Genomic DNA, 24,667 nt, shown 5'->3' with positions numbered 1-24,667 from the left:
TTACTCTATTTCAATTACTAAATATTGTAAAGCTTTAAGACTTATTTATCGTTTAATACCGCAACTCCAGGAAGCTCTTTACCTTCCATAAATTCTAATGAAGCACCACCACCAGTAGAAATGTGGCTCATTTTATCTGCTAAACCGAATTTTTCAGCAGCAGCAGCTGAGTCTCCACCACCGATAATTGAATACGCATCAGAATCTGCTAATGCTTGTGCTACTCCTTTAGTACCTTGAGCAAATTTATCGATTTCAAATACACCCATAGGTCCATTCCAAATGACTAATTTAGAGCTATTAATGACATCTGCATAAAGAGCAGTTGTTTTTGGTCCAATATCAAGAGCTTGCCAATCCGCTGGAATACCATCAATATCAACCTGTTGCGTATTAGCATCTTCACCGAATTTGTCAGCAATAATTGCATCAATTGGCATATAGAATTTAACGCCTTTAGCTTCGGCTTTTTGCATAAATTCATTAGCTAAATCAATTTTATCTTCTTCTAAAAGAGATTGACCGATTTCATAGCCTTTAGCTTTTAAGAATGTATAAGCTAAACCGCCACCAATAATTAAGTTATCTACTTTTTCTAATAAGTTTTCAATTACACTAATTTTATCTCGAACTTTCGCTCCACCGATAATAGCTGTAAATGGACGCTCTGGATTAGAAAGTGCTTTACCTAAAACGCTTATTTCTTTTTCCATTAAGAATCCAGCTACCGCAGGAATAAATTTAGCAATACCAGCAGTTGTAGCATGTGCACGGTGTGCAGCACCAAAAGCATCATTTACATATACATCAGCTAAAGAAGCAAATTCTTTTGCTAGAGCTTCATCATTTTTCTCTTCGCCTGGGTAGAAACGAACGTTTTCTAATAATAAAACATCGCCTTCGTTCATTTTGCTAATTGCTTCTTGAACTTTAGGTCCGTATGCTTCATCAGTTTTAATTACGTTTTTACCTAATTTTTCGCTTAAACGTGTAGCAACTGCATTTAAACGCATGTCTTCATTTACTTGTCCTTTTGGACGTCCTAAGTGAGATGCTAAAATAACTTTTGCTCCGTTTTCTATTAAATACTGAATCGTAGGAAGAGCAGCACGAATACGAGTATCATCAGTTACTTCTCCGTTTGCCATCGGTACGTTAAAATCTACACGGCAAAATACGCGTTTCCCTTTTACATCAATGTCATGTAATGACTTTTTGTTCATAGTAGGTGCCTCCAGTACTGTTTTTATTCATCCATTCAATTTCACTGGTCGATCCGTCTCATACAAAGTCGTATCTATTCTGTGATATTGTCACCGCAATTTTAACAGATTATGTACATCAATTGGAATTTATTTCTAGAGTATTTTTTTATATTGTGTTGGATTAGTGACAAAAGAGGATTTTTATCAAACAAAAGAGGGGAGGAAATTCCCCTCACCCTCATATTAATTTTTATTAAAAATTATAGACCTTTTGAAGCGATGTGAGCTACTAAGTCAACTACACGAGTTGAGTAACCAGTTTCATTATCGTACCAAGAAAGGATTTTAACCATGTTGCCTTCCATAGTCATTGTAGATAATGCATCGATTGTAGAAGAGTTTGTGCAACCGTTATAGTCGATTGATACTAATGGCTCTTCAGAATATCCTAAGATACCTTTTAATTCACCTTCAGAAGCAGCTTTAAATGCAGCATTTACTTCTTCAGCAGTTACTTCAGCGTTTAATTCTACTACTAAGTCAACTAAAGATACGTTAGCAGTTGGTACACGTACAGCACCACCGTTTAATTTACCTTTTAATTGAGGTAATACTAATGAAACTGCTTTAGCAGCACCAGTAGTTGTTGGAATCATGCTCATTGCAGCAGCACGTGCACGACGTAAATCTTTGTGTGGTAAATCAAGAATTTGTTGGTCATTTGTGTATGAGTGAACAGTTGTCATCATACCACGTTTGATACCGAATTTTTCGTCTAATACTTTAGCAAATGGAGCTAAACAGTTAGTTGTACAAGAAGCATTAGAAATTACATTGTGGCTAGCTGCATCGTATTTGTCATCATTTACACCCATTACGATCGTGATATCTTCATTAGAAGCTGGTGCAGAGATGATTACTTTTTTAACTGATCCACCTAAGTGTTTTTCAGCGTCTTTTTTATCTGTGAAACGACCAGTAGATTCTACTACAACTTCTACTCCGTAATCGCTCCAAGGTAAAACTGCTGGGTCACGCTCAGCAATTACTTTAATTTCGCTTCCGTTAACAACGATTGAATCGCCATTTACTGCTACATCAGCGTTTACTGAACCGTGTACTGAATCATATTTTAATAAGTGAGCTAAAGTTTTAGCATCTGTTAAGTCATTGATTGCTACAACCTCTACGTTTGGGTTGTTTAAAGCTGCGCGGAAAACCATACGTCCGATACGTCCAAATCCATTAATACCAATTTTAGTTGCCATTTTTAATTTCCTCCTTTTAATAGGTAGAATCTCTTTTTATTTTAAAGGGAACATCCTTTAATTAACTCTTTTGCTGCTCCTTCGTCTGTGACGAGGATGTTTACATGACCTTTCTTTAAGAAAGAAGCCATTGCTTTAGCTTTAGAAGATCCTCCAGATACTGCAAGTACATATGGTATATTCTCCAATTCATTCAGTTGTAAACCAATTGTTCTTACTCTGTAAACAACTTCACCATTCTCATTAAAGTAATATCCAAATGCCTCTCCTACAGCTCTAGATTCAGTTAAGATTTCTAACTGTTCTGATGAAGACTGTCTTCGCTTAGCCATCGTAAATGCATCTCCAATGCCGTGTACAACAATTGAAGAAGATCGAATTAAATTTAGAACCTCTTTTACTCTTGGTTCTTCCATCATAGTGAGATAAGCTTCTTCACTAAGTTCATCTGGTAAATGTAGTAAACGGTAATTACCTTTTGCCATTTCAGCCATTTTTGCACAAATTGTATTTGCTTGATTTCTTACTTCTTCGCCTAAGCCGCCTCGCGCTGGCACAAATAAGGTATTTAATTCTTTAGAGTCATCATTCATCATTTCAGCTACGGCAGCTAGAGTGGAACCACCAGTAACAGCAACAATATTATTTGTTTCTAGCCTTTGGTTTATACAACCTACAGCCGCTCGACCCATCTCCTTTTTTACCCAGTCCAGCTCGTCACTATCGCCTGAAACAACAATCACTTCCTTAAGATTAAATGTTTCCTTAAGCAAGTCTTCGATATTTTTCAGACCGAATAGTTCACGCATTGGTTCTTCTAGGTCTAGAAGTAAGCTTAGTCCTTCATCCGTTAATGTCATGCCCGAAGATGCAACATTAATCAGTCTTTGCTCTTTTAATAAAGCAACTTCTGATCTAAGTACTCTTTCTGTTAAACCTACACTTGCAGACAAATTTCTACGACCGATCGGCTGCATAATTCGTATATATTGTAGGATTTGAAATCTTTTTTGGATAACGGGTATTAGATCAGGTAATAATTTTTGTTGTAGCTTTAAAACTTGGTTCATTTTCATCTCCTCTTTCACAGAGTATTCACTTGGGTCTAAATGTGTCCCACTATGACATATTATGTCCCACTTGTTATAAAAAAATTACAGCGTTTTTCAACGTTGTTTTTTTGAACAAGATTTACTCCAGAAGTGAAATAACCCTGCTACATTTACATTGTAACAGGGTCAATCATTTCTTTCAACTGATAACTACCCATTTATTGCATTTAATATGTCAATTTTATGAATTCTACCGTATGCAACAGTTTCCCCATTCATTTGAATGACTGGAATCATTAGTTGATATTCCTCTAATAATGCATCATCAGAATAAATATCAATTTCATTTACTTCGATTTCATAATCTGATTGGAGCAAATGAATTGCCTCTTTTGCCTCTTCGCACAATCCACATTTCTCTTTTGTAAATAAAGTTAACTTAATCGACATCTAATTCTCCTTTTTAACTAAAGCGCTTTCGTTTTGATGAACCAGGAATTCTAAGTATGTCTCTATATTTAGCTACAGTTCTTCTAGAGATTTCCACTCCATGTTTTTCAGCTAATAATTCAACTAGCTTTTGATCTGAAAATGGTTTTTCTTTGTTTTCTTCATCAACTAGCTGCTTAATGAAAACCTGTACACTCGTTGATGCAAGCTCCTCACCATCTACACTTACACCTTGATGGAAGAATTTCTTCATTTCAAACAAACCAAACGGTGTCTGGACATATTTGTTTTTACAAGTACGGCTTATTGTTGACTCGTGTAATGAAAGTTCTTCCGCTATCTCTTTTAAAGTAAGAGTTTTTAAATTTGCAGGACCTTTTTCAAAAAAAGCAATTTGCTTTCGAAGAATACAATTCATTACTGATAACATCGTTGATTTTCGTTCTTCCAAACTTTTCATTAACCAGTTAACTTGATTATTTTTATCCTTTAAATAAACTGATACTTCTTTCTCATGTTGACCATTTAAAATTGAAGAATATTCATTAAGTACTTTTAAACGCGGCATAATTTTATCATTAATAAGTACAACAAATTCTCCGCCTATTTTTTCGACTGTTAAATCAGGCGCTACATAATTTACTTGGTCTTGGAAATAATTTAAACCTGGTCTTGGCTGAAGGGTTAAAATTAAGTCAATTTCCCTTTGTAAATCTGGCAAGCTAATCTTAAGTTTCTTCGCTATTTCTTTCCAGTTTTTATTAACAAATAGATCAAAATAATCTTTAATGACCTGTTTTGCAATAGTTGTGTCAACTTCAAGGCCATTTAGTTGAATCAATAAGCACTCTTTAACAGATCTTGCTCCAACTCCTGAGGGTTCAAAACGTTGAAGTATTTCAATGCAGATTTGTAACTGAACGAGAGAAATATTTAAATCATGTATAAGCTCTTCATCTGATTCCATCAAAAATCCATTTTTATCTAGGTTATAAATCAAATATTTAATAATTTTATATTCCTCATTATCAATTTTCAACTCATTTAACTGACTAACAAGTTCTTCTTGTAAAGTTTCTGTTCTTCGAGTATATAACTCCATTCCTTGTCCGTTGGAAGTAGTTTGTTGTTTGATTTTTGAAGAAGTGTAATCGTTATAAGGAGTTTCGACTTCAATTAAGGGATTTTCTAATGATTGCTCAAATAAAAAATCAGTAAGTTCTTGGGCATTAAATTGAAGCATTGTAATGGCTTGTCGTAGTTCCTGAGTCATTGCAAGTTTCAATGATTGTTTTTGCATTAAATTCATTTCCATACTACTTCACTCCCTTATTACTATTTTACTCGATATTTAACTTTTTCATAGTACTTGACGAATTGTTATACTAATTTAAATATAGTGAAAACGTTTACTTTTTCCTGTATAGTAAAAGTATACAACTCTTTATGATGGGTGGGCCATTATGAACAGAAAAAATCAGATTTATGAAGTTTTTCTTCAAAGTAAGGAGCAAGGTTTTACCGCTAATGAGATTGCTCAAAACCTTGGTTTAGATAGGGCAAACGTTAGCAGTGATTTAAATAAATTAGTTAAAGAAGAATTATTAATTAAAACAAATTCTAGACCGGTCGTATTTAAACTACTATCTCATACTTTACAACAATCGAATAAATCTCAAATTAAGATAGCAAGTTCGGAGTATAAATATGAATATTTTTACGATGAAAATATTAGTTTAAGACCTGCCATTGAAAAAGCAAGATCAGCTATTCTCTATCCACCAAATGGTATGCATACATTAATACTCGGTGAGACTGGTGTTGGTAAATCTGCTTTTGCTAAAAGAATGCATGATTACGCAATTCGTTCGAATGTTTTAGAAAAGGATTCTCCATTCATTATTTTTAATTGCGCAGACTACGCTAATAATCCTCAACTATTATTAGGTCAGCTATTCGGTGTACGAAAAGGCGCTTATACAGGTGCAACGGAACAAAAAGGTCTACTTGAGAAAGCAAATAACGGAATATTATTTTTAGATGAGGTTCATCGACTTACTCCTGAAGGTCAAGAAATGTTATTTACGTTCATTGATTATAAGTTGTATAGAAGACTAGGAGAGATAGAAAACGAACGAACATCGAATGTTTTAATCATTTCAGCAACAACAGAGGATCCCGAGTCTACTTTATTATCTACGTTTACACGCCGAATCCCTATGGTCATTACATTACCAGCTCTTCGTGATCGAACATACGAAGAGAGATTAACACTGATTAAACGATTTTTCACGGAAGAAAGTGTTCGTCTAGGAAAAGAAATTGTTGTAAGTGCAAATACCATTCGCTCTTTTCTATTTTATCCGTGTCAAAACAATATCGGACAACTTAAAGCCGATATTCAATTAGCTTGTGCAAAGGCTTACGCAGATTTTATTACACATAAACATGACAAAATACGTATTTATAGTACTGATTTGAACTGGTATGTGAAGGAAGGCTTATTCATTGAAAAAAAAGTGAAGCATGCAGTCACACTATTAAACGAGCATTTCGAGTTTTCACCAACAAAGGGTATAACTAGTAACCAACAATTGGATCATTCTGCAGATACAATTTATGACCGAATTGATACGAAATATGAAGAACTTAAACAACGTGGCGTTGCTCAGGACGAGTTATCCTTACTAATGGAAAACGATATCGAAAGCTATTTTACGCATTATTTAACTTCTATTAATCGTAAACTATCTAGTAAAGAAAATGTCCAAAAAATAATCAAGCCTGAAATCGTTACGCTAAGTGAAAAAGTACTAAAACTAGCAGAAGAAAAATTAAGTAAGAGATTTAATGAAAAAATACTTGTTGCTCTTAGCCTACATATACAAACGCTATTACAACGTATACAGTCAAACAAGAAAATTTATCATCCAAATATTACGCAAATCCGTGATCAATATAAGCAAGAGTTTTCCGTTTCAATTGAATGTGTAAAAATGATTGAAGATTTTTCAAATGTTTCAATCCCATTTGATGAAGTAGCATTTATAACGATGTTTTTCGTATATGGAAACGAAGATTATAAAGTGCCTAGTTCAAATGTGAAAGTAATAGTTTTAGCTCACGGTAATGGTATTGCTAGAGAGATGGCAAATGTAACAAATGAGCTTCTAGAAAACGAGGAAGTTATCGGAATTGATATGCCATTAAGTGAGCCACCACAAGATTTTTTAATTCGCGTAAAAGATTATATTAAATCATTAGGCAAATTAAATGGAATTCTACTTTGCATCGATATGGGGTCACTATCTTATATCGGTGACATAATTGAAGCCGAATTTTCAATTCCTGTACGAGTGATTCAAATGGTAAGTACCGCACATGTAATCGAAGCTTCTAGAAAAGCAACACTAGGATATAATTTAGACGAGCTTTATCAGGACGTGCGAAACTTAACTACTTTCTTCATCAATTCTCATTCTAATAAAACGAAACAACCTGAATTTAATCGTTCTGTCATTCTAACTGCATGTCTGACTGGTCAGGGAAGTGCAATAGCCATTAAAAATATACTAGCGAATAACTTGGTCTATGATAAAGAGATGCTAGAAATCGTGCCAATTAGCCTTTTAAATAAAAACGAATTACAAAAAATGTTAAATGATATATCTAAAGAACGAAGTATCGTTTGTATTGTTTCGAATTTTGATATAAATGTTCCATTTAATATGTTCCACTTACAGGATGTATTAAATATGAAGGCTACAAAAAAAATACAAGAATTAATTACTTATGAAGAAACGTACTTAAAAATGGCTGAAACATTACAAGATACGATTTCTTTAAAGGATGCTAAAAAAGTAATTAGTGTGATTAGGCGTGCTTTAAATGATATACAAGCTCAGACTAATAAATTTTTCAAGAATGAAGATTTAATGGGAATTGTGATTCATATGAGCTGTATGATTGATCGGATTCAAAACGCTCAACCTCTAATCCCATTTAAAGATAAAGAAGATAAAATAAATAGTGACTATATGCTATATTTAAAAATTAAAAAAATACTGCAGCAAATTGAGGATGCTTGTGACATTATCATACCTGATGATGAAATATGTTACTTAATGGAATTTTATTCTAGACATGATGAAGACAGCATCAAAAGTATAGTAGAAGACATTTATATTAATAATTGAATTGAGTCAAAAAAGCCAGTTACTTCCAAGCGAAGAAACTGGCTTTTTACATTCTATTTTAATATTTTACTAACTCTACTCCCTTTGGAAGTTTGGCGTTCGTTAAGATATCTAGTTCTGTTAATCTTTCAAAGCCATAAGAAGTACCATTTTTTAAATGATTATCTACTAATGCAGGATGTACCATAACTTCTACCGACTCTATACCGTTAGTTATTCTTTCTTCTATTGTCTCAAAATAGTTTGCTGGAATGTCACTTCCATAAAAATCGGTTAATAATTGATCTGTAAAAGGGGTGATCCCGTCTATTTTACTTTTTGGAGAAATACGGACTGGAAGATCATACTTTTTAGATAGTTTTGCAATAACTGGGTGTAGGAATGGAATCATATGCACATGGTGATGACTATCTAGATGTGTAGGCTTCAAACCAAAGGAAAGGAACTTTTGAATTTGCGCATCCCATTCCTTTTCAACTTCTTCTACATTAGCAACCGGATTGTCATACCAATAACTATTTTTAAGGAAAGCACCATTTTGATCTACGATTGTTTGTAAATCTGTTAATAATGGTTTACCCGCTGTTAATACAAGATGTACTCCTAGTCCTAATGAAGGATGTAATTTTGCTAGTTCGATCCCGTGCTCCACAGCATACATATTCATCATCATAGTCGCGGAGTTCACTATTCCATTCAGATGCGCTTCAATAATGCCATAATTTACACCCTTTGAATAGCCGAAATCATCTGCATTTACAATAAGCTTCGTCATCATTCATTCCCCTTTTTCATTTTTGTATGTTAAAAAGGGACGCACTCATTCATTCGAGCTACATCCCTCTTTTTAATCGTTAATTTGCTGCTACTTTTTCATTTTTAAAGAATTGAGGTAAATGCTCTTTGTGAGCTTCTAACATTTCATCTAGAATTTGTTTTGCTAAATTATCAGATCCAACTAATGGGTTAATACACATAGCAAGTAATGCTGTTTTATAATCACCAGTTACTCCAGCTTCCGCAGCAACACGTTCGAATGATTTAATTTGTTGAACTAAACCGCGTACCGCAACTGGCAAGTCACCCATCGTAAGTGGTTTTGGACCGTCTTTTGTAATAACGGCACTTACTTCAACAGCACAATCATCAGGAATTGATGCAATAGCTCCATTATTCATTGTGTTAACAGGTTGGATATCACCTTTATTGTTATATAATGATGAAATTAATCGGCATGCAGCATCACTATAATAAGCCCCGCCACGTTTTTCTAATTGTGGTGGCTTAATATTTAAATTAGGATCTTTATATAATTCGAATAATGATTCTTCTAATTTTTTTACAACCTCAGCACGCGTACCATCTTTTTTCGCCGCTTCAAGCTCTTCCTCTAACATTACTTTCGTTTGATAGTAGTAGCGATGATACGGACATGGAATCGCCCCAAGTGCTTCAATAAAATCAGGATTCCAATCCATTGCCTTAATATTTTGCATCGTCATACTTTCAGCAGGGCGTGCAAACTCACTTACAACACGACTTGTTACATCTTCACCATCTAATAATACTTTTGTTCCATAAACCATATGATTTAATCCCATAAAATCAATATGCACACGCTCAGCTTCTACCCCAAGACCTTTTGCAATGTTCATGTGAATATGAATTGGTACATTACATAAACCAACTACTTTACGGAAATTTGTATATCTTAAAATCGCTTCTGTTAAAATACCTGTAGGATTCGTAAAGTTTACTAGCCAAGCATTTGGACATAGCTCCTCAATATCCTTAACGATATCTAAAATAACTGGAATTGTACGAAGTGCTTTAAACAATCCACCAGGACCATTTGTTTCTTGGCCAATCACCCCATATTTTAAAGGAATACGCTCATCCTTCATACGCGCTTCAAGTAAACCTACACGAAATTGTGTCGTAACAAAGTCAGCATCTTTAAGAGCAGCACGTCGATCAAGGGTTAAATGAATTTCCATTGGTACCCCTGCTTTTTCTACCATTCTTTTCGCAAGATTTCCAACGATTTCAAGTTTCTCTCTACCTTCTTCAATGTCCACTAGCCATAACTCTCTTACAGGTAGTTCATCATAACGTTTAATAAATCCTTCTACTAATTCTGGAGTATAACTTGAACCGCCACCAATTGTTGCAATTTTAATACCGTTTCTCATTCTCTTCACTCCTTCTATATGATAGTAGAAAAGTAGTCCGGTCATTCTAGGAAACTACTTTTCTAGTTTCTCTTATTTATTTAATTTTTCATGTAGGAAAATTATTTCTGTTACTAAATCTCTCATCGTTAATGCATTCATTAAATGATCTTGAGCATGAATTAATAAGATACTTAATGTGACATTCTCTCCACGTGCTTCACCTTGAATTAAAGAAGTCTGTGCATGGTGCGCATGATTTAATTCTACTTTTGCCTCTTCAATCTTACTATTTGCTTCTTCTAAATTACCCGCTCTAGCAGCTTGCATAGCTTCCATTAGTGAGCTTTTTGCGTTTCCTGCGTGTAAGATTAATTGGAATGCTGTTTGCTCGATTGTCGTTACAGTACTCATTTCGTATCCTCCTCAAACTGCATTACATAGCAGCACTTTGATTATTTGCTGCTTCTTTCATTTTTTTAGATTCCATTCGTCTTTGTAGTGCAACGAAAGGTAAATAAATAACCACAGAGATAACTAAGTTAAATGCCGCTAAGGCTGCACCTGTCCAATGTCCCCCTGTAATTAACCACCCACCTAAAATTGGTGGAGTTACCCATGGAATATTCGTAGTTACTGGGTGAACCATACCTAAAGAAATCGCTGAATATGAAATAATTGTTAAGATAATTGGTGTACCAATGAATGGAACTAACCACATTGGATTTAACACGATTGGTAATCCGAAAAGAACTGGTTCATTAATTTGAAATAAACCTGGTGCCCCACCTAATCCAATCATTTGTTTATTACGTTTTCGATTAATTAATATCATTGAAATGATTAACCCTAATGTAGCACCTGATCCACCTAAGAATACAAATGCATCAAAGAACTGGCCTGCCATTACATTGTATTCACTCCACTTTGTAACACCTTTTGCTGCTAAATCAATATTTTCATTTCCTAAAGCTGTAAATAATGGTGTCGTAATTCCACCTAGTATGTTTGGTCCATGTAAGCCAAGCATCCAGAAGAAATGAATAAAGAATGCTATACCGATTGCAAACGGTAAAGAGTCTGCAGCATTCGTTAATGGCTTAACAAGTACTGAGCTTAACCAATCATTAAAATATACTCCATCCGATAAATATAATCTGAATAACAATCCAACAATCGCGATCACCAAGATTGTTAGCATACCTGGCAATAGCTTCGCAAATGCTTTTGATACTGCTGGTGGTACACCATCTGGTAATTTAATAACTAATTGCTTTACTCTTGATAAGCGAACAAAAATTTCTGTTGCGATAATTGCAACGATTATTCCAGTAAAAAGTGCAGTTGAATTAGTATAAGTAGAGTTCACTAATCCCCAAACACTACCAGTTGCTGTTTTTCCATTTTCTAATGTAACCGTTACTGTATTTAATGATTGTGGCACTAGTACAAAATATGACGCTAATGCGACAAGCATTGCTTCAAATCCTTCATCACCATAAGAACGTGCCAATTTATAAGCAATCCCTACAACTGCGAATACAGTCATAAATGCGAATGTACCCCACCAAATGTCTCCACCTAATGTCTTCCAGTCCACTCCAAAAAGAGCTTCCATCATCTTGTCGTAACCTTTGATCGCTCCACCTAAATTATTGAATAAAACTGCAAACGAACCGACCATTGTAATGGCAATCATACCGATTAACGCATCGCATATTGCTAACAAATGACGTTGGTTACCGAACTTTGCTGCAGCTGGCATTATGTATCTATCTACAAAATTCATCATTTTTTAAGACTCCCTTTTGTTTAAAAGTTATGCTACGATCATGACTATTTTTTTAAACTAAGTGCTAATTCTAAAACAGCTTCACCATTCATTAGTCCATAATGTACTGGATTGATTACATCAACTGGTATCCCTTTTGGCTCGGCAACTTTTTTCATTTCAGAAGCTAAATAACGAACTTGTGGTCCTAATAAAAGAACATCTGCTTTATCTAAGTTTTCTTTTGCAGCATCACCTGAAACCGCCCAAATCTTTACTTCAATCCCTTTTGCTTTTGCTGCATCCTCCATTTTAGTTACTAGTAAACTAGTAGACATTCCTGCTGAACAAGCTAATAAAATATTCATCGTTATTCCTCCAATATTAAATATAGTGTAGCGCTTACAAATTTGTTTAAAAGTAAAAACAAGATTCTTAAGCAACTGCAAATTAATTTATTCTGTACACTCTTTATACTGCAAATGGCGTGCCAACTTTTTCTGTCTTATAAAAAAATATATAATTTAATTATAGAAACCTTGCCCTATAAGGATTCATAGACATGAAATCTTTTTTCTTTGCTTTAAAAGGAAAGTAACTTAAAACGTCTAGTGTGTTAAAGATTGTTCGTAAATCTTCTTAAATTGTTTTAGTGTGTTATTACTCTGTTAGTGTGTCGTGATTTATATACACTATAATGTAGTGTTTTAAAACACTTTCACGATTTTCACTTAAATTATACATTTTGTTCTAGTAATCTATGAAAAAAAGTGATGTAGAATTAGTCTACATCACTTTTTTATCAAGTATTAAAGTGAAATCTTTTCATGCAAGTAAATAATTTCCTCTACTAAATCTCTTGTTGTTAGAGTGTTCATTAAATGATCCTGTGCATGTACTAAAAGAATATTAATTTTGTATTGTTGCCCTCCTGCTTCACTTTGTATAAGTGAAGTTTGTGAATGATGAGCCAGCCTAAGTTCCGCATTCGCTTCGTTTACTTTCCCACGAGCTTCCTCGAACTCTCCATCACGAGCTTTATACATTGCTTCCATTAATAAACTCTTAGCATTACCAGAATGTAATATTAGCTGAAATGCAATTTGTTCATTATTTGTGTCGGTAGGCATTTGCACTCTTCTCCTTCACATTCTATTATACATTTAATGAATTACTACTTGTCGTTTCTGTTGACTTTCTAGCTTCCATTCTTTCAGCTACTACAACGAATGGTAAGTAAATAACAATTGAAATCACTACGTTAACAAGCGCTAAAACTGCACCGCTCCAATGACCACCAGTTGCTAAATAGCCACCTATAACTGGTGGAGTTACCCAAGGGATTGTAGAAACAACCGGGAAAACAATATGCGATTGAACAGCTAAATAAGAAATAATCGTTAAAATAATTGGAGTACAGATAAATGGGATTAACCATACTGGGTTTAACACAATTGGTAAACCGAAAATAATCGGTTCATTAATATTAAATAATCCTGGTGGTGTTCCTAAAGCAATCATCTGTTTATGACGTTTACGGTTAACTAAGAACATCGCAATTAGTAAACCGATTGTAGTACCTGATCCACCCATATATACGAATGCATCTAAGAATGGACCTGCTAACACAGAATACTTATCTAAATCTGTCACACCTTTAGCATATAAATCGATGTTATGGTTACCTAGAGTTGTTAATAAAGGAGTTGTAATACCTCCTAAAATATTTGGACCATGTAATCCAATCGCCCAGAAAAAATGTACAAAGAATGCAATCGCAACTGCAAATCCTAATGAATCTGCTGCATCAGTTAATGGTTTTACAAGAACCGAATTTAACCAATCATTAAAGAATACGCCATCCGAAATGTATAATCTAAACAATAAGCCAACTAATGCAACGATAAAAATTGTTAACATACCTGGTAATAACTTCGCAAATGCTTTTGATACTGCTGGCGGAACGCCGTCTGGTAATTTAATAACTAATTGTTTCACTCTAGCTAAGCGTACAAAAATTTCAGTTGCAATAATCGCAACGATAATTCCTGTAAATAAAGCTGTTGAGTTTAATGAATTCCAACTAATAAATCCCCAAGTTCCACCTGTAGCTGTCTTTCCACCATTTAACGTAACAGATACTGCAGCTAATGATTGTGGAACAAGAACAAAATAACATGCTAATGCAACAAGCATCGCTTCAAAACCTTCATCACCATAAGAACGCGCTAATCTATGTGCGATCCCAACTACGGCAAATACGGTCATAAATGCAAATGTTCCCCACCAAATATCACTACCTAGTGTTTTCCAGTTTGCACCAAAGACTGTTTCCATCATTTTATCGTAGCCATGGATTGCGCCACCTAAGTTATTAATAAGTACAGCAAAAGCTCCAATCATCGTAATGGCAATCATACCAATTAACGCATCACGGATCGCTAACAAATGACGTTGATTACCAAACTTCGCTGCAGCAGGCATTATATACTTCTCAGCAAAACGCATCATTTTAATGCACCTTCTTTTCTCTCTAGATTTTTAATTCCCCGTTTTATTTTTTCAAATTTAAAGCCATTTCTAAAACAGCTTCCCCATTCATCAATCCATAATGTACTGGATTAATCGTATCTACTGGTATTCCTTTAGGTTCAGCCAGCTTCTTCATTTCTGAAGCTAGATAACGAACCTGTGGACCAAGTAGTAATACATCCGCTTTGGCTAAATTTTCTTTTGCCTCATCACCAGCAACAGCCCATATTGTTGCCTGAATTCCTTTTGCCTTAGCTGCTTGTTCCATTTTTGTAACTAGTAGACTAGTCGACATTCCTGCAGAACATACCAATAAGATATTCATCCTACACCTCCTCAATTTTCCTCATCGATGAAACGCTTACATTTTTACAAATAATGACAAAAGAATTACGCGTTACAAGGACAAGTTGTGAATCAATTTAAATATTGCAAAATCTGTGCCAATATTCTAAAAAATCTTTTTATTTGAAGGCTCAACAAAAAAAACCTTGAAGATCCAAGGTTTTCAAAACATAATATTTTTCCTAAAATAATAGTGTTTTATAAGTGTGTAATCATAATCAGTACTGTGTTTAAAAATTACACAGTAGTGTGTTGCGAAATACCCAATATAGGATATCTTCTAAGCTGAAGTGTGTCATTCAATAACACATTAACATTAATCTTCAACTGTTAAATGAGTTTTACAAAATTCGAATACTTCTTTTTCTTCATCTTCTTCCAAATCAAAATCTAAATACTGATTTGATTCAGCTTCATACAAGTCATATTTAATTAATTTCGACTCGTCACCATTTACTCCGAAAAGCGCTTTCATGTATATACCTTTTTCATTATATAATTCATCATCCTCTGGTACATTGATATAAAGAATAAACTCATATCGATCACCTTCAATGATACCAAATGGATCTTTTATTTCTTCTACAGTGTATTCTGTAATCGTTAACACAAAAACATTCCCTTCAATTATAATATGTACTATTATACACAAAGAAATGAACAAAAAGAAAGACGCCTGCCGCAGCAGACGTCTTGATGCGTTTGAGGCGAGAGACCGGGCGGCCACATCCGCGCGTTTAGCTTGCGCATATCTCTCGTCTTACTCAAATTAGCTCATCGCAAAGAGTAATATAACATATATTTAGAAAAAGGGAAAGAGGAAAAAAATAGAAGTAGCAAAAGAATCGATTAATTTTATAAAAATAAAATCACTCGGCTCTTTTTATAGTAAATTTAAAATGATTTTAAGCATTCTCTAGTTTAAAAACAGAATTTAATGATTTTTAGATCGATGCAGTATTTTTTCTTTTTAGATGTTGAGTACAATTTATAAGTTTCATTAAACTTTAGTTCTCTTTCCATTTCTTCTTTATTAAACCTTGCCATTTCCTCAAGAATCCAAGAATTCATTTCCATATGAATGACCTCCTTTTATTTACTTTAAATATATGAATTTAAGTAAAGGGAACCCATTCTTCATTGGATGGAGTTTTAGTACATCTTTAGTTGTAGGGAAAGGATAGGATTTAGGGCTGAGATTATGTGTTTAACTGAGGAAAAATAAAAACCGAGTGATAGATCTGTAAATTTACAGATTTTATCACTCGGTTTATTCTTTTAGCGCGCTCGACAGGATTCGAACCTGCGACACACGGTACCGGAAACCGATGCTCTATCCAACTGAGCTACGAACGCATGATATTTAAAAGGAAAATATGTATATTATTTTTGTCGCTCCAATCTAAGTAGGTAATTGCAAGGTGTGGCTCGATTGGTGCGCTGATATTTCGCTATGTAGCTTATTCGTAAGTTTATAAGAAAATCTTATATTTTATTATATCGTTAGAATGTTCTGACCGCAATGATTTAGGTTTCTTTTTGATTAGGAAAAAGAAGAAGATGCACTTTTGAATGGTTTGTGTGTGTTTTCTTCTATAAATTTTGATTTATACGTTTTTCTTTTTTGATTTGATGACTTGTTGGTACCAGTAAATGCCTTGAAACTCATCATCCTCTAAATACAGGGGACACCCTGAGATTATATTTAATTCTAATAAACTTTATTAATTGTTTTTTCAGAGGTTAAAAAATTTAGAACAAAGTTTAGATTAATAATTCCAAATGATTAGTTTATAAGTTCTTGTTTGATCTTAATTTATATACTATTATTTTACGCTAAGTAAAGGATATTAAAGTAGCTTTTTATCGTAAACTTTTTTCGTTGGAAATCAACATCACTCTACTCCTTTTACGAAAATTTAGTAATTTAACATGGCCCTGTTTTCAAACAAGAATATACTCGAATCATTAAGTTATTAGTTTTTTAACTAATCAAAAGAAAAACTACATAAAGTTACGTTTAATAATAGGAAAAGTCGTTAATGATGTTGAAGTATTAGATAAATAGATATGTTATAAAAGGTCAATATTTTTTAGTTAAAATAATACATTAAATATAGCATCTCTTTTATTTGACCTTTTCTGACCTTAAAGGTATTATTGTATTAATCATTCATTTGTTTTAAACAAGGAGGAGAAAAAATGAATTTAATTCCTACAGTTATTGAACAAACAAGTCGTGGTGAGCGTGCGTATGATATATACTCTCGTCTATTAAAAGACCGCATCATCATGTTAGGTAGCGCAATCGATGATAACGTAGCTAACTCAATCGTTTCACAACTTTTATTTTTAGCAGCAGAAGATCCAGATAAGGATATTTCATTATACATAAATAGTCCAGGAGGAAGTATTACTGCTGGTATGGCTATTTATGATACGATGAACTTCATTAAGCCTCAAGTATCTACAATTTGTATTGGTATGGCGGCTTCAATGGGTGCTTTCTTATTATCTGCTGGGGAAAAAGGTAAGAGATATGCTCTTCCAAATGCAGAAGTTATGATTCACCAACCATTAGGTGGTGCTCAAGGTCAAGCTACCGAAATCGAAATTGCAGCTAAGCGAATCTTGTTCTTACGTGATAAATTAAACAAAATTCTTGCAGATCGTACTGGTCAACCATTAGATACGATCGAGCGTGATACAGAGCGTGATAACTTTATGACTGCAGACCGTGCATTAGAATACGGATTAATTGATAAAGTAATTTCTAATACTGCAGCTATTAAATAATAATAAAAAACTAGCCGTAATTTTTCGGCTAGTTTTTTTATTAGAAAAAAAAGTTGGACATCCAACTTGTGAATGTCCAATTACATTAAATTTCTTCCCCAATAAAGTCCATTACTGCTTCCATCGCTTCAACTTCATCGTCGCCAGAAATAGTAATTACTATTTCTTCTCCATGAGGTACAGCTAGACTCATAACACCCATAATACTCTTAACGTTTACTTGTTTACCTTTGTAAGCTAATAATACTTCTGAACGAAATCTCGTAGCAACTTGAACAAATTGCGCTGCTGGACGAGCCTGTATTCCTGTTTCTAATAGTACTCTCCCTTTTTTCTCAATCATTTTTTCTTCCCTCTTAACTTTTATTTTATTTTTATTGATTCTCCCGCTCTTAATTTATCAGCTATTTCATCAATTTTACGTAGTCGATGATTGATTCCTGATTTACTAATTGCACCGCTAGATACCATTTCACCTAACTCTTTTAATGTTACATCCTCATACGCTACTCGAAGTTCTGCAATTTCACGTAGCTTTGGTGGTAATATATCTAAACCAACAGAGTTTTGGATATAACGTATATTTTCAATTTGCCTGAAGGCTGCACTGATCGTTTTATTTAAGTTCGCAGTTTCACAATTCACTAGACGATTAACACTGTTTCTCATATCTCTTACAATGCGGATATCTTCAAACCTTAATAAAGCTGAATGAGCACCAACAACGTTTAAAAACTCAGTAATTTTTTCTGCTTCCTTTAAATACGTAATATAACCTTTACGTCTCTCCAGTGTTTTAGCATTTAATCCGAATTCATTCATTAGACGACAAATTTCTTCCGTATGCTCTTTATATAGTGAAAAAATTTCTAAATGATATGAAGATGTCTCTGGATTATTTACCGAACCACCAGCTAGAAAAGCACCTCTTAAATAGGAGCGTTTACAACATTTCTTCGCAATTAGCTCTTTCGCTATTTCATTTGTAAAGGTAAATCCTTCACCAGTTATATAAAGATCATTTAAAATATGTTTCGCTTCTTCTTTTATTCGGACAATATATACATTGTTCTTTTTAAGACGCATTTTTTTACGAACGAGCAATTCAACGTCCACATCATAAACACGTTTAATTAATACATATATTCTTCTAGCAATTGCTGCATTTTCAGTAACTACATCTACAATAAATTGGCGATTCGCAATTGATAATGAACCATTCATTCGAATTAAAGAGGATAGCTCAGATTTTGAACAACAATCTTTGATCTCAATCGTTGTTAATTCTTTTTTCGTTTCTGATGCAAAGGACATTTGAATCACCCCCTCCTTCTAGCTCTAAATATTTTTTCATTATTCTTTTATTTTTGTCGGGATTAGGTCACATAAGATTTCAGCTAATTTTACAGTATCATGCCTAATCACATTATCATCATATTTAACGATCGACTTATGAACTATTTCTAGATTTAAAGATTTTAGCTCATTTATATCTAGTTTTACTTGTTGAGCATGTTCTTCTTTATAAAGTTCTAAAATATTTTTTGGCATCATGCCTTCATTTACAATAATTGTATCGATAAAACTTGAGTCTAAATGTTCGTATAGAGCTTTTACATGGTCACTAGCTGTATAATGCAAAGTTTCACCCGCTTGAGTCATCACATTACATACATATACTTTTTTAGCTTTTGAATTTATAACAGCCTTCCCAATTTTAGTAACTAATAGATTAGGAAGGATACTCGTATATAAACTACCCGGTCCAATTACAATTAAGTCAGCACGACTAATTTCATCAAGTGCCTCTTTTAAAGGTTCAACATTTCCTGGTGCTAAAAATACTCTTTTAATCTTCTTACCAGAATAAGGAATTTTTGATTCACCTGAAACAATTGTACCGTCTTCTAATTCAGCTTTTAATACGACACTTTGATTAGCTGCTGGTATAACTTTACCTCTAACATTTAATACCCTTCTCATTTCAATGATTGCACGATAAAAATCACCTGTAATTGCAGTCATTGCACTTAGCATTAAATTACCAAGAGAATGTCCAGAAAGGTCTCCAGATGTAGCAAAGCGATGTTGGAATAATTCTTCCAACATCGGTTCCACATCTGATAACGCGGCAAGTACATTTCGTACATCACCAGGCGGTGGAATTTTTAACTCGTCACGTAATCGTCCAGAGCTGCCACCATCATCTGCGACTGTAACGATAGCGGTAATATCAACGGGATGTTTTTTTAATCCGCGAACTAAAACAGATAGTCCCGTTCCGCCTCCAATTATTACTATTTTCGAACGTTGACTAATCATTACTTATGACTCCTTTTTTCAACGTCCCGATGGCTAATATTCGTATCATATTGATCTTTAAAGTAGTTAGCTAAATACTCTGCTAAAGTAACAGAGCGATGCTGTCCACCCGTACATCCGATCGCAATGATTAATTGTCGTTTACCTTCTCTTTTATATTGAGGTAACATAAAACTAATTAAATCAATTAATTTCAGCATAAATTCGGTTGTCTCATTAAATTTAAGAACATAAGAGGATACTTCTTGATCTAAGCCAGTTAAAGGACGCATTGATTCAATGTAAAATGGGTTTGGTAAAAATCGTACGTCAAATACTAAATCCGCATCAATCGGTATTCCGTACTTAAAACCGAATGACTGAATATTTACAGAGAAACCTTCTTGTTCATTTTCTCTAAATTGTTCAATTATTTTTTCTCGTAATATTTTAGGTTTTAAATCTGATGTATCATAAATTAATTGTGCACGCCCTTTTACCTCAGCTAAAAGAGTACGCTCCAACTCAATTCCTTTTAATGGAGATCCCGTTGGAGAAAGGGGATGTGAACGACGAGTTTCTTTGTAGCGAGTAACAAGTGCAGCGTTCGTTGCATCTAAAAATAAAATTTGAGGGATGATTGATGGAGTAGACATTAATTGATCTAATGAATTCCCTAACTGATCAAAAAATTCTCTTCCTCGTAAATCCATAACAAGAGCAACTTTATCTGTTGTATTGTGATCCGGGTCCTTTAATAGCTCTACAAATTTTGGAAGTAGAGCAGGAGGAAGATTATCAACACAGAAATAACCGATATCTTCTAACGCTTGAACAACGACAGTCTTTCCAGCCCCTGACATTCCAGTTATAATAACCATTTTTACATGTGATCTTGTAGGCATTTAACTCAACCCTTTCTATAATTTCGGTTAACTAGGATTTAAACGATATCTTAATAATTCAAAATCCGGTGTATATACAAAGGTACCATGTAAAATTTCTTTACCCTTTAGTAAATAATCAATTATGTGATAGTCTCCTGCTGCCATAGGAAGATTTTTCACTTCATCTATTGCATGCCAGCGAAGAATTCCTTCTTCACACTCATCTTGATTTTCACCGTCAAACTCGGTAGCCAAAAATGAAAACATCATCCATTCATTCACTACCTTAGCATCTTCTTCTATAATAATTGTAAAAACACCTTTTAATTTTGGGTTTTTTAAGTAAACACCTGTTTCTTCACGATATTCACGAACAACTGCTTCTCTAATGTTTTCACCTGGCTCCATCTTACCGCCGGGTGCAACCCACCAGTTTCTTCTAGGTTTTTGTAGCAAGAGGATATTATTTTCATTTACCAAAACACAATGTGTAACTCTTTGCATTTCTTATACCTCACTTACAATTTGGACTTGCAGTTGGTTGAAACTGCCCAATCTATATTATACCGTTAAACTAGTCAGACAACAACTTGTTAAGAATAGGAATTAGGGTAGAAAGGTCCTGACTAAAGGAAAAGATTTTGTAGGTTAAAACTAGGGTTGAGGAACAAAGTCGATCACTTTCGGAGACAAAAAAAGGGAACATGGACAAGCGCATATCCATGTTCCTATATATATTAGGGGGCTCTCTGGTTATTGTCTATATTACAGGAACTATATTTCAAGAGAGTTACACCCTAATTACATATAAGTTTCAGAATATTACAATTTCGTTCACAATTCTAAAACTTAATTTTATAAATCACTTTATCGTTTTTAATTAAGATCAGTTAGTTTTAGATAATTCTTCTTTTAGTTCTTCGATATAATGTTGTACTGCTTGAGCAGCAATACTTCCGTCTCCAGTAGCTGTTACAACTTGACGTAAAGTTTTTTCACGAACATCACCAGCAGCAAAAATACCTGGTACTCTTGTTTCCATTACATCATTTGTTTCGATATATCCATTTTCATTTGTAATGCCTAAATTTAAGAATGGTTTTGTTAATGGAAGCATTCCAATATAGATAAATACTCCATCTGTTTTAAATTCAGATTCTTCACCATTTTTAGTATCTACAAGCGTTACGCTACTTACTTTACCATCAGTTCCGTTAACTTCTTTAATTGTTGAATTCCAAATAAATGAAATCTTTTCATTTGCAAATGCACGGTCTTGAAGGATTTTTTGAGCTCGTAATTGATCTCTACGGTGAACGATTGTAACTTTAGAAGCATATCGAGTTAAATATACGCCTTCTTCTACTGCTGAATCTCCGCCACCTATTACAACTAATTCTTTATCTTTAAAGAATGCCCCATCACAAACAGCACAGTATGATACACCACGTCCTCCAAGCTCTTGCTCACCTGGAACACCAATTTTTTTGTATTCTGCACCAGTTGAAATAATAATTGCGCGTGTTTTGTACTCTTTTTTACCAGCAACTATTGTTTTATATTCTTTACCGTCGATAATTTCTTTAATGTCCCCATAAGCATATTCAGCACCAAATTTTTTCGCATGATCAAACATTTTATTTGATAAATCTGGACCTAAAATACTATCAAAACCTGGGTAGTTTTCAATTTCTTCAGTATTTGCCATCTGTCCACCTGGAATACCACGTTCCATCATTAATGTAGAAAGATTTGCACGAGATGTATATACAGCTGCAGTCATCCCTGCAGGACCAGCTCCAATGATAATAACATCATAAATTTTTTCTTCCATTACTTAATCACTCCTTGTACTTAAATGGCTAATTGCCCTACTTCATTAACTATCACTATCCTAATACGCGAAGACATAAAACAACAAATCATATGCTCATGATAAAGAAAACTCGTCGACTTCCGAGCCTTTTAGGCGAAGATACTACGTAGTGTACGATTTCTTGCTACCAACTTAAACTCACCTTAATGTGAAATAAAGAAAGCTTGCATTAACACCATCTGGTATTAAAACAAGCTTCGAATGGCGCTAATGCCTTTATTTAATAAATAGGTAGAGATATTATAGTTTGCTGCAATTTTCTTTTGTGATACACGTTTCACTTCATTTTCAACAAGATAATGTGTTGCAGCTAATAAAACTTCTTCATTTACAGGTAATTCTTTATATTTTAATGTAAGTTCACAAATAGCGAAAAACCACAATTGAAGATGATTACGTAGTATTATATAATCTTCTTCCCAAGTTGTTTGGACTTTCTTTGCTCCGTTAATCGCAATATTCAATGATGGATGTGGCTCTAAATAACACATATTATTTAGAAGAACTTGTTCTAATTGTTCATCGAGACCAATATTTTCTAATGGATTTAAATCTTGAAGGATCGAACTAAATTTTTGTTCATAATAATATTCCTTCATAAAATAAATTAATCCCCATCTCTCACTATTCGAATTGGAGTATTTTGCTTGGTACTCTGTTTCTGCCATCAATTGTTCGATTTCATTCGATGAATGTTTTTTTTCAGCCCAAGGAGCCAATTCCTCATGATCATCAAATTCACTCGTCATCTCAAAATTCCATATACGCTCCGCTGTTTCAGTTCTTCCAGATTGATAGGCTGCATCACAGAACATATAATAAAACTGTATTTCACGATCTGGTCGTTCCATATAAAGTAAATTAAATAACTTATATGCTTCTTCATACTTCTTGAATTGATAGAAAAGTACACCAAGCTTGTGGCGGTGCTCTTCAGAAATTGGAACAATATTTGATAAGCTTTCCAGATATTGTAGAGCAATTTCTTGTTCATTTAATATTCTTTTTAGCATTGTTAAATGAATTAAAGCTGATAAATTACCTGGATTTTCCTCTAAAACATATTGTAATACTCTTTCAGCTTCCTCAGGATTCCCTAAATGAAGCTCTACTAAAGCTAAATTATTATAAGCTGGCCAAAATTCTTGATACTTATCAACAATACTAAGTAAAGTTGTTTTAGCTGATTTCCAATCATGATTTGCCAAATAGCTTGTAACTCGCTCTTGAAGCACTAATAAATCATCATTAATACTTAAATCATCATCTTCTTCACTATGAATAATATCTAAATAGTCTTCTAGTTCTTCTAATTGCTCTTCATCCGTACCAATTTCTAAATACTTTTGAGCGTACAAATTAGCTTTTTGGAACAATCCTAATTCAAAAAATGCAAATGCTAATAAATAATATACATCCTCATTTGTTGGATATTTATCTAAAATATATTCTAAAATTGTAATCGTAGTTTGATATTGATGTAATGATAAAAGCTTTCTAGAAATATCTATAAGAACTGTTTGATTTTCTTCATTTTCAGCAGCTTTTTTTAAATAATAAATCGCTTGCTCGGAATCGTTACTATTATAAGCTTTCATCCCTTTTTCGTAGAAATAATCTTTCGGTAACGAGAACGAAACGACATTATGAAATTGATTTGTTTGATTCCCCAAATTTTCAGACATTCGATCCTCCAGTTTTTCAAGCTTATCACAGTATATCACATAAAAAGAGGAAATAGTCGCCGTCCAAATTATAAGAATTTTAAACGAACGTACAATTTCCACATTATCTAAATAAGTTGTCAAAGTATTATT

General features: G+C 33.8%; 24 protein-coding genes and 1 tRNA gene. 2 read left to right on the top strand and 23 right to left on the bottom strand.

Annotated features, from left to right (window positions below):
- Window positions 1-41: 41 nt before the first annotated feature.
- The 5 genes from ACFWM3_RS03245 to rpoN form a co-directional block, all read right to left on the bottom strand.
- Entirely contained in the window at window positions 42-1,223 is a 1,182-nt protein-coding gene (locus ACFWM3_RS03245; protein ID WP_056469877.1) for a phosphoglycerate kinase, read from the bottom strand.
- Between the two features lie 242 nt (window positions 1,224-1,465).
- Entirely contained in the window at window positions 1,466-2,473 is a 1,008-nt protein-coding gene (gene gap / locus ACFWM3_RS03240) for a type I glyceraldehyde-3-phosphate dehydrogenase (protein WP_056469875.1), read from the bottom strand.
- A gap of 41 nt (window positions 2,474-2,514) precedes the next feature.
- Window positions 2,515-3,543, bottom strand: coding sequence for a sugar-binding transcriptional regulator (locus ACFWM3_RS03235; protein ID WP_056469873.1), 1,029 nt, complete (start codon window positions 3,541-3,543; stop codon window positions 2,515-2,517).
- A gap of 192 nt (window positions 3,544-3,735) precedes the next feature.
- Window positions 3,736-3,969 (bottom strand): glutaredoxin family protein, encoded by a 234-nt coding sequence (locus ACFWM3_RS03230; RefSeq protein ID WP_390310375.1) that lies wholly within the window; start codon window positions 3,967-3,969, stop codon window positions 3,736-3,738.
- Between the two features lie 19 nt (window positions 3,970-3,988).
- Window positions 3,989-5,290 carry an RNA polymerase factor sigma-54 gene (rpoN, locus tag ACFWM3_RS03225; RefSeq protein WP_390310189.1) on the bottom strand — a complete coding sequence of 434 codons (1,302 nt, stop codon included), beginning with the start codon at window positions 5,288-5,290 and terminating at the stop codon, window positions 3,989-3,991.
- Between the two features lie 148 nt (window positions 5,291-5,438).
- Here rpoN and ACFWM3_RS03220 point away from each other — a divergent pair, with 148 nt between their 5' ends.
- On the top strand, window positions 5,439-8,171 hold the full coding sequence (locus ACFWM3_RS03220; RefSeq protein ID WP_390310187.1) for a sigma-54-dependent transcriptional regulator: 2,733 nt from the start codon (window positions 5,439-5,441) through the stop codon (window positions 8,169-8,171).
- Window positions 8,172-8,229: 58 nt separating this feature from the next.
- Here ACFWM3_RS03220 and chbG read toward each other — a convergent pair whose 3' ends face one another.
- The 11 genes from chbG to ACFWM3_RS03165 all read right to left on the bottom strand — a co-directional run bounded on the left by chbG (window position 8,230) and on the right by ACFWM3_RS03165 (window position 16,346).
- Window positions 8,230-8,946, bottom strand: a complete 717-nt coding sequence (gene chbG / locus ACFWM3_RS03215; protein WP_390310185.1) for a chitin disaccharide deacetylase — start codon at window positions 8,944-8,946, stop codon at window positions 8,230-8,232.
- A gap of 79 nt (window positions 8,947-9,025) precedes the next feature.
- Window positions 9,026-10,363 carry a 6-phospho-beta-glucosidase gene (locus ACFWM3_RS03210; RefSeq protein WP_098231984.1) on the bottom strand — a complete coding sequence of 446 codons (1,338 nt, stop codon included), beginning with the start codon at window positions 10,361-10,363 and terminating at the stop codon, window positions 9,026-9,028.
- A gap of 72 nt (window positions 10,364-10,435) precedes the next feature.
- The gene (locus ACFWM3_RS03205; protein WP_056469863.1) at window positions 10,436-10,756 is read right to left on the bottom strand and encodes a PTS sugar transporter subunit IIA; all 321 of its coding nucleotides are present in this window, start codon (window positions 10,754-10,756) and stop codon (window positions 10,436-10,438) included.
- Window positions 10,757-10,778: 22 nt separating this feature from the next.
- Window positions 10,779-12,134, bottom strand: coding sequence for a PTS sugar transporter subunit IIC (locus ACFWM3_RS03200; protein WP_390310182.1), 1,356 nt, complete (start codon window positions 12,132-12,134; stop codon window positions 10,779-10,781).
- A gap of 44 nt (window positions 12,135-12,178) precedes the next feature.
- Window positions 12,179-12,481, bottom strand: a complete 303-nt coding sequence (locus ACFWM3_RS03195) for a PTS sugar transporter subunit IIB (RefSeq protein WP_056469857.1) — start codon at window positions 12,479-12,481, stop codon at window positions 12,179-12,181.
- A gap of 441 nt (window positions 12,482-12,922) precedes the next feature.
- Window positions 12,923-13,243: a PTS lactose/cellobiose transporter subunit IIA gene (locus ACFWM3_RS03190; RefSeq protein ID WP_056469854.1), complete on the bottom strand. Its 321-nt coding sequence runs from the start codon at window positions 13,241-13,243 to the stop codon at window positions 12,923-12,925.
- A gap of 25 nt (window positions 13,244-13,268) precedes the next feature.
- Window positions 13,269-14,624, bottom strand: coding sequence for a PTS sugar transporter subunit IIC (locus tag ACFWM3_RS03185; protein ID WP_056469850.1), 1,356 nt, complete (start codon window positions 14,622-14,624; stop codon window positions 13,269-13,271).
- A gap of 43 nt (window positions 14,625-14,667) precedes the next feature.
- Window positions 14,668-14,970 (bottom strand): PTS sugar transporter subunit IIB, encoded by a 303-nt coding sequence (locus ACFWM3_RS03180; protein ID WP_335410042.1) that lies wholly within the window; start codon window positions 14,968-14,970, stop codon window positions 14,668-14,670.
- Window positions 14,971-15,306: 336 nt separating this feature from the next.
- Window positions 15,307-15,600, bottom strand: coding sequence for a DUF6509 family protein (locus tag ACFWM3_RS03175; RefSeq protein WP_390310179.1), 294 nt, complete (start codon window positions 15,598-15,600; stop codon window positions 15,307-15,309).
- 311 nt (window positions 15,601-15,911) lie between these two features.
- Window positions 15,912-16,067, bottom strand: coding sequence for a hypothetical protein (locus ACFWM3_RS03170; RefSeq protein ID WP_156339647.1), 156 nt, complete (start codon window positions 16,065-16,067; stop codon window positions 15,912-15,914).
- A 205-nt stretch (window positions 16,068-16,272) separates the two neighbouring features.
- Window positions 16,273-16,346: transfer RNA gene (locus ACFWM3_RS03165), tRNA-Arg, on the bottom strand.
- 846 nt (window positions 16,347-17,192) lie between these two features.
- On the opposite strand from ACFWM3_RS03165, the gene clpP reads away from it, so the two are divergent.
- Window positions 17,193-17,786: an ATP-dependent Clp endopeptidase proteolytic subunit ClpP gene (clpP, locus tag ACFWM3_RS03160; RefSeq protein ID WP_025568718.1), complete on the top strand. Its 594-nt coding sequence runs from the start codon at window positions 17,193-17,195 to the stop codon at window positions 17,784-17,786.
- A gap of 85 nt (window positions 17,787-17,871) precedes the next feature.
- Here the strand turns inward: clpP and ACFWM3_RS03155 are convergent, their stop codons facing one another.
- From ACFWM3_RS03155 to ACFWM3_RS03125, 7 genes are all read right to left on the bottom strand, one after another.
- Window positions 17,872-18,129, bottom strand: coding sequence for an HPr family phosphocarrier protein (locus tag ACFWM3_RS03155; RefSeq protein ID WP_056469843.1), 258 nt, complete (start codon window positions 18,127-18,129; stop codon window positions 17,872-17,874).
- A gap of 20 nt (window positions 18,130-18,149) precedes the next feature.
- Complete coding sequence (gene whiA, locus ACFWM3_RS03150; RefSeq protein ID WP_056469831.1) at window positions 18,150-19,100, bottom strand: DNA-binding protein WhiA; 951 nt, start codon at window positions 19,098-19,100, stop codon at window positions 18,150-18,152.
- Between the two features lie 39 nt (window positions 19,101-19,139).
- On the bottom strand, window positions 19,140-20,108 hold the full coding sequence (locus ACFWM3_RS03145; protein ID WP_056469830.1) for a gluconeogenesis factor YvcK family protein: 969 nt from the start codon (window positions 20,106-20,108) through the stop codon (window positions 19,140-19,142).
- A complete protein-coding gene (rapZ, locus tag ACFWM3_RS03140; protein WP_056469828.1) occupies window positions 20,108-20,992 on the bottom strand; it encodes an RNase adapter RapZ in 885 nt (294 codons plus the stop codon). The genes ACFWM3_RS03145 and rapZ overlap by 1 nt, the downstream gene beginning before the upstream one ends.
- 27 nt (window positions 20,993-21,019) lie before the next feature.
- Complete coding sequence (locus ACFWM3_RS03135; protein ID WP_056469826.1) at window positions 21,020-21,478, bottom strand: NUDIX hydrolase; 459 nt, start codon at window positions 21,476-21,478, stop codon at window positions 21,020-21,022.
- 382 nt (window positions 21,479-21,860) lie between these two features.
- Window positions 21,861-22,808, bottom strand: a complete 948-nt coding sequence (gene trxB, locus ACFWM3_RS03130; RefSeq protein ID WP_056469823.1) for a thioredoxin-disulfide reductase — start codon at window positions 22,806-22,808, stop codon at window positions 21,861-21,863.
- Window positions 22,809-23,035: 227 nt separating this feature from the next.
- Window positions 23,036-24,535, bottom strand: coding sequence for a tetratricopeptide repeat protein (locus ACFWM3_RS03125; protein WP_056469819.1), 1,500 nt, complete (start codon window positions 24,533-24,535; stop codon window positions 23,036-23,038).
- Between the last annotated feature and the right edge of the window lie 132 nt (window positions 24,536-24,667).

The organism is Gottfriedia sp. NPDC058432, from assembly GCF_042721555.1.
In the GTDB taxonomy this organism is placed as follows: domain Bacteria; phylum Bacillota; class Bacilli; order Bacillales; family Bacillaceae_G; genus Gottfriedia.
The sequence above is the reverse complement of the archived record's forward strand: the minus strand, read 5'-3'. Positions and strand labels throughout refer to the sequence as shown.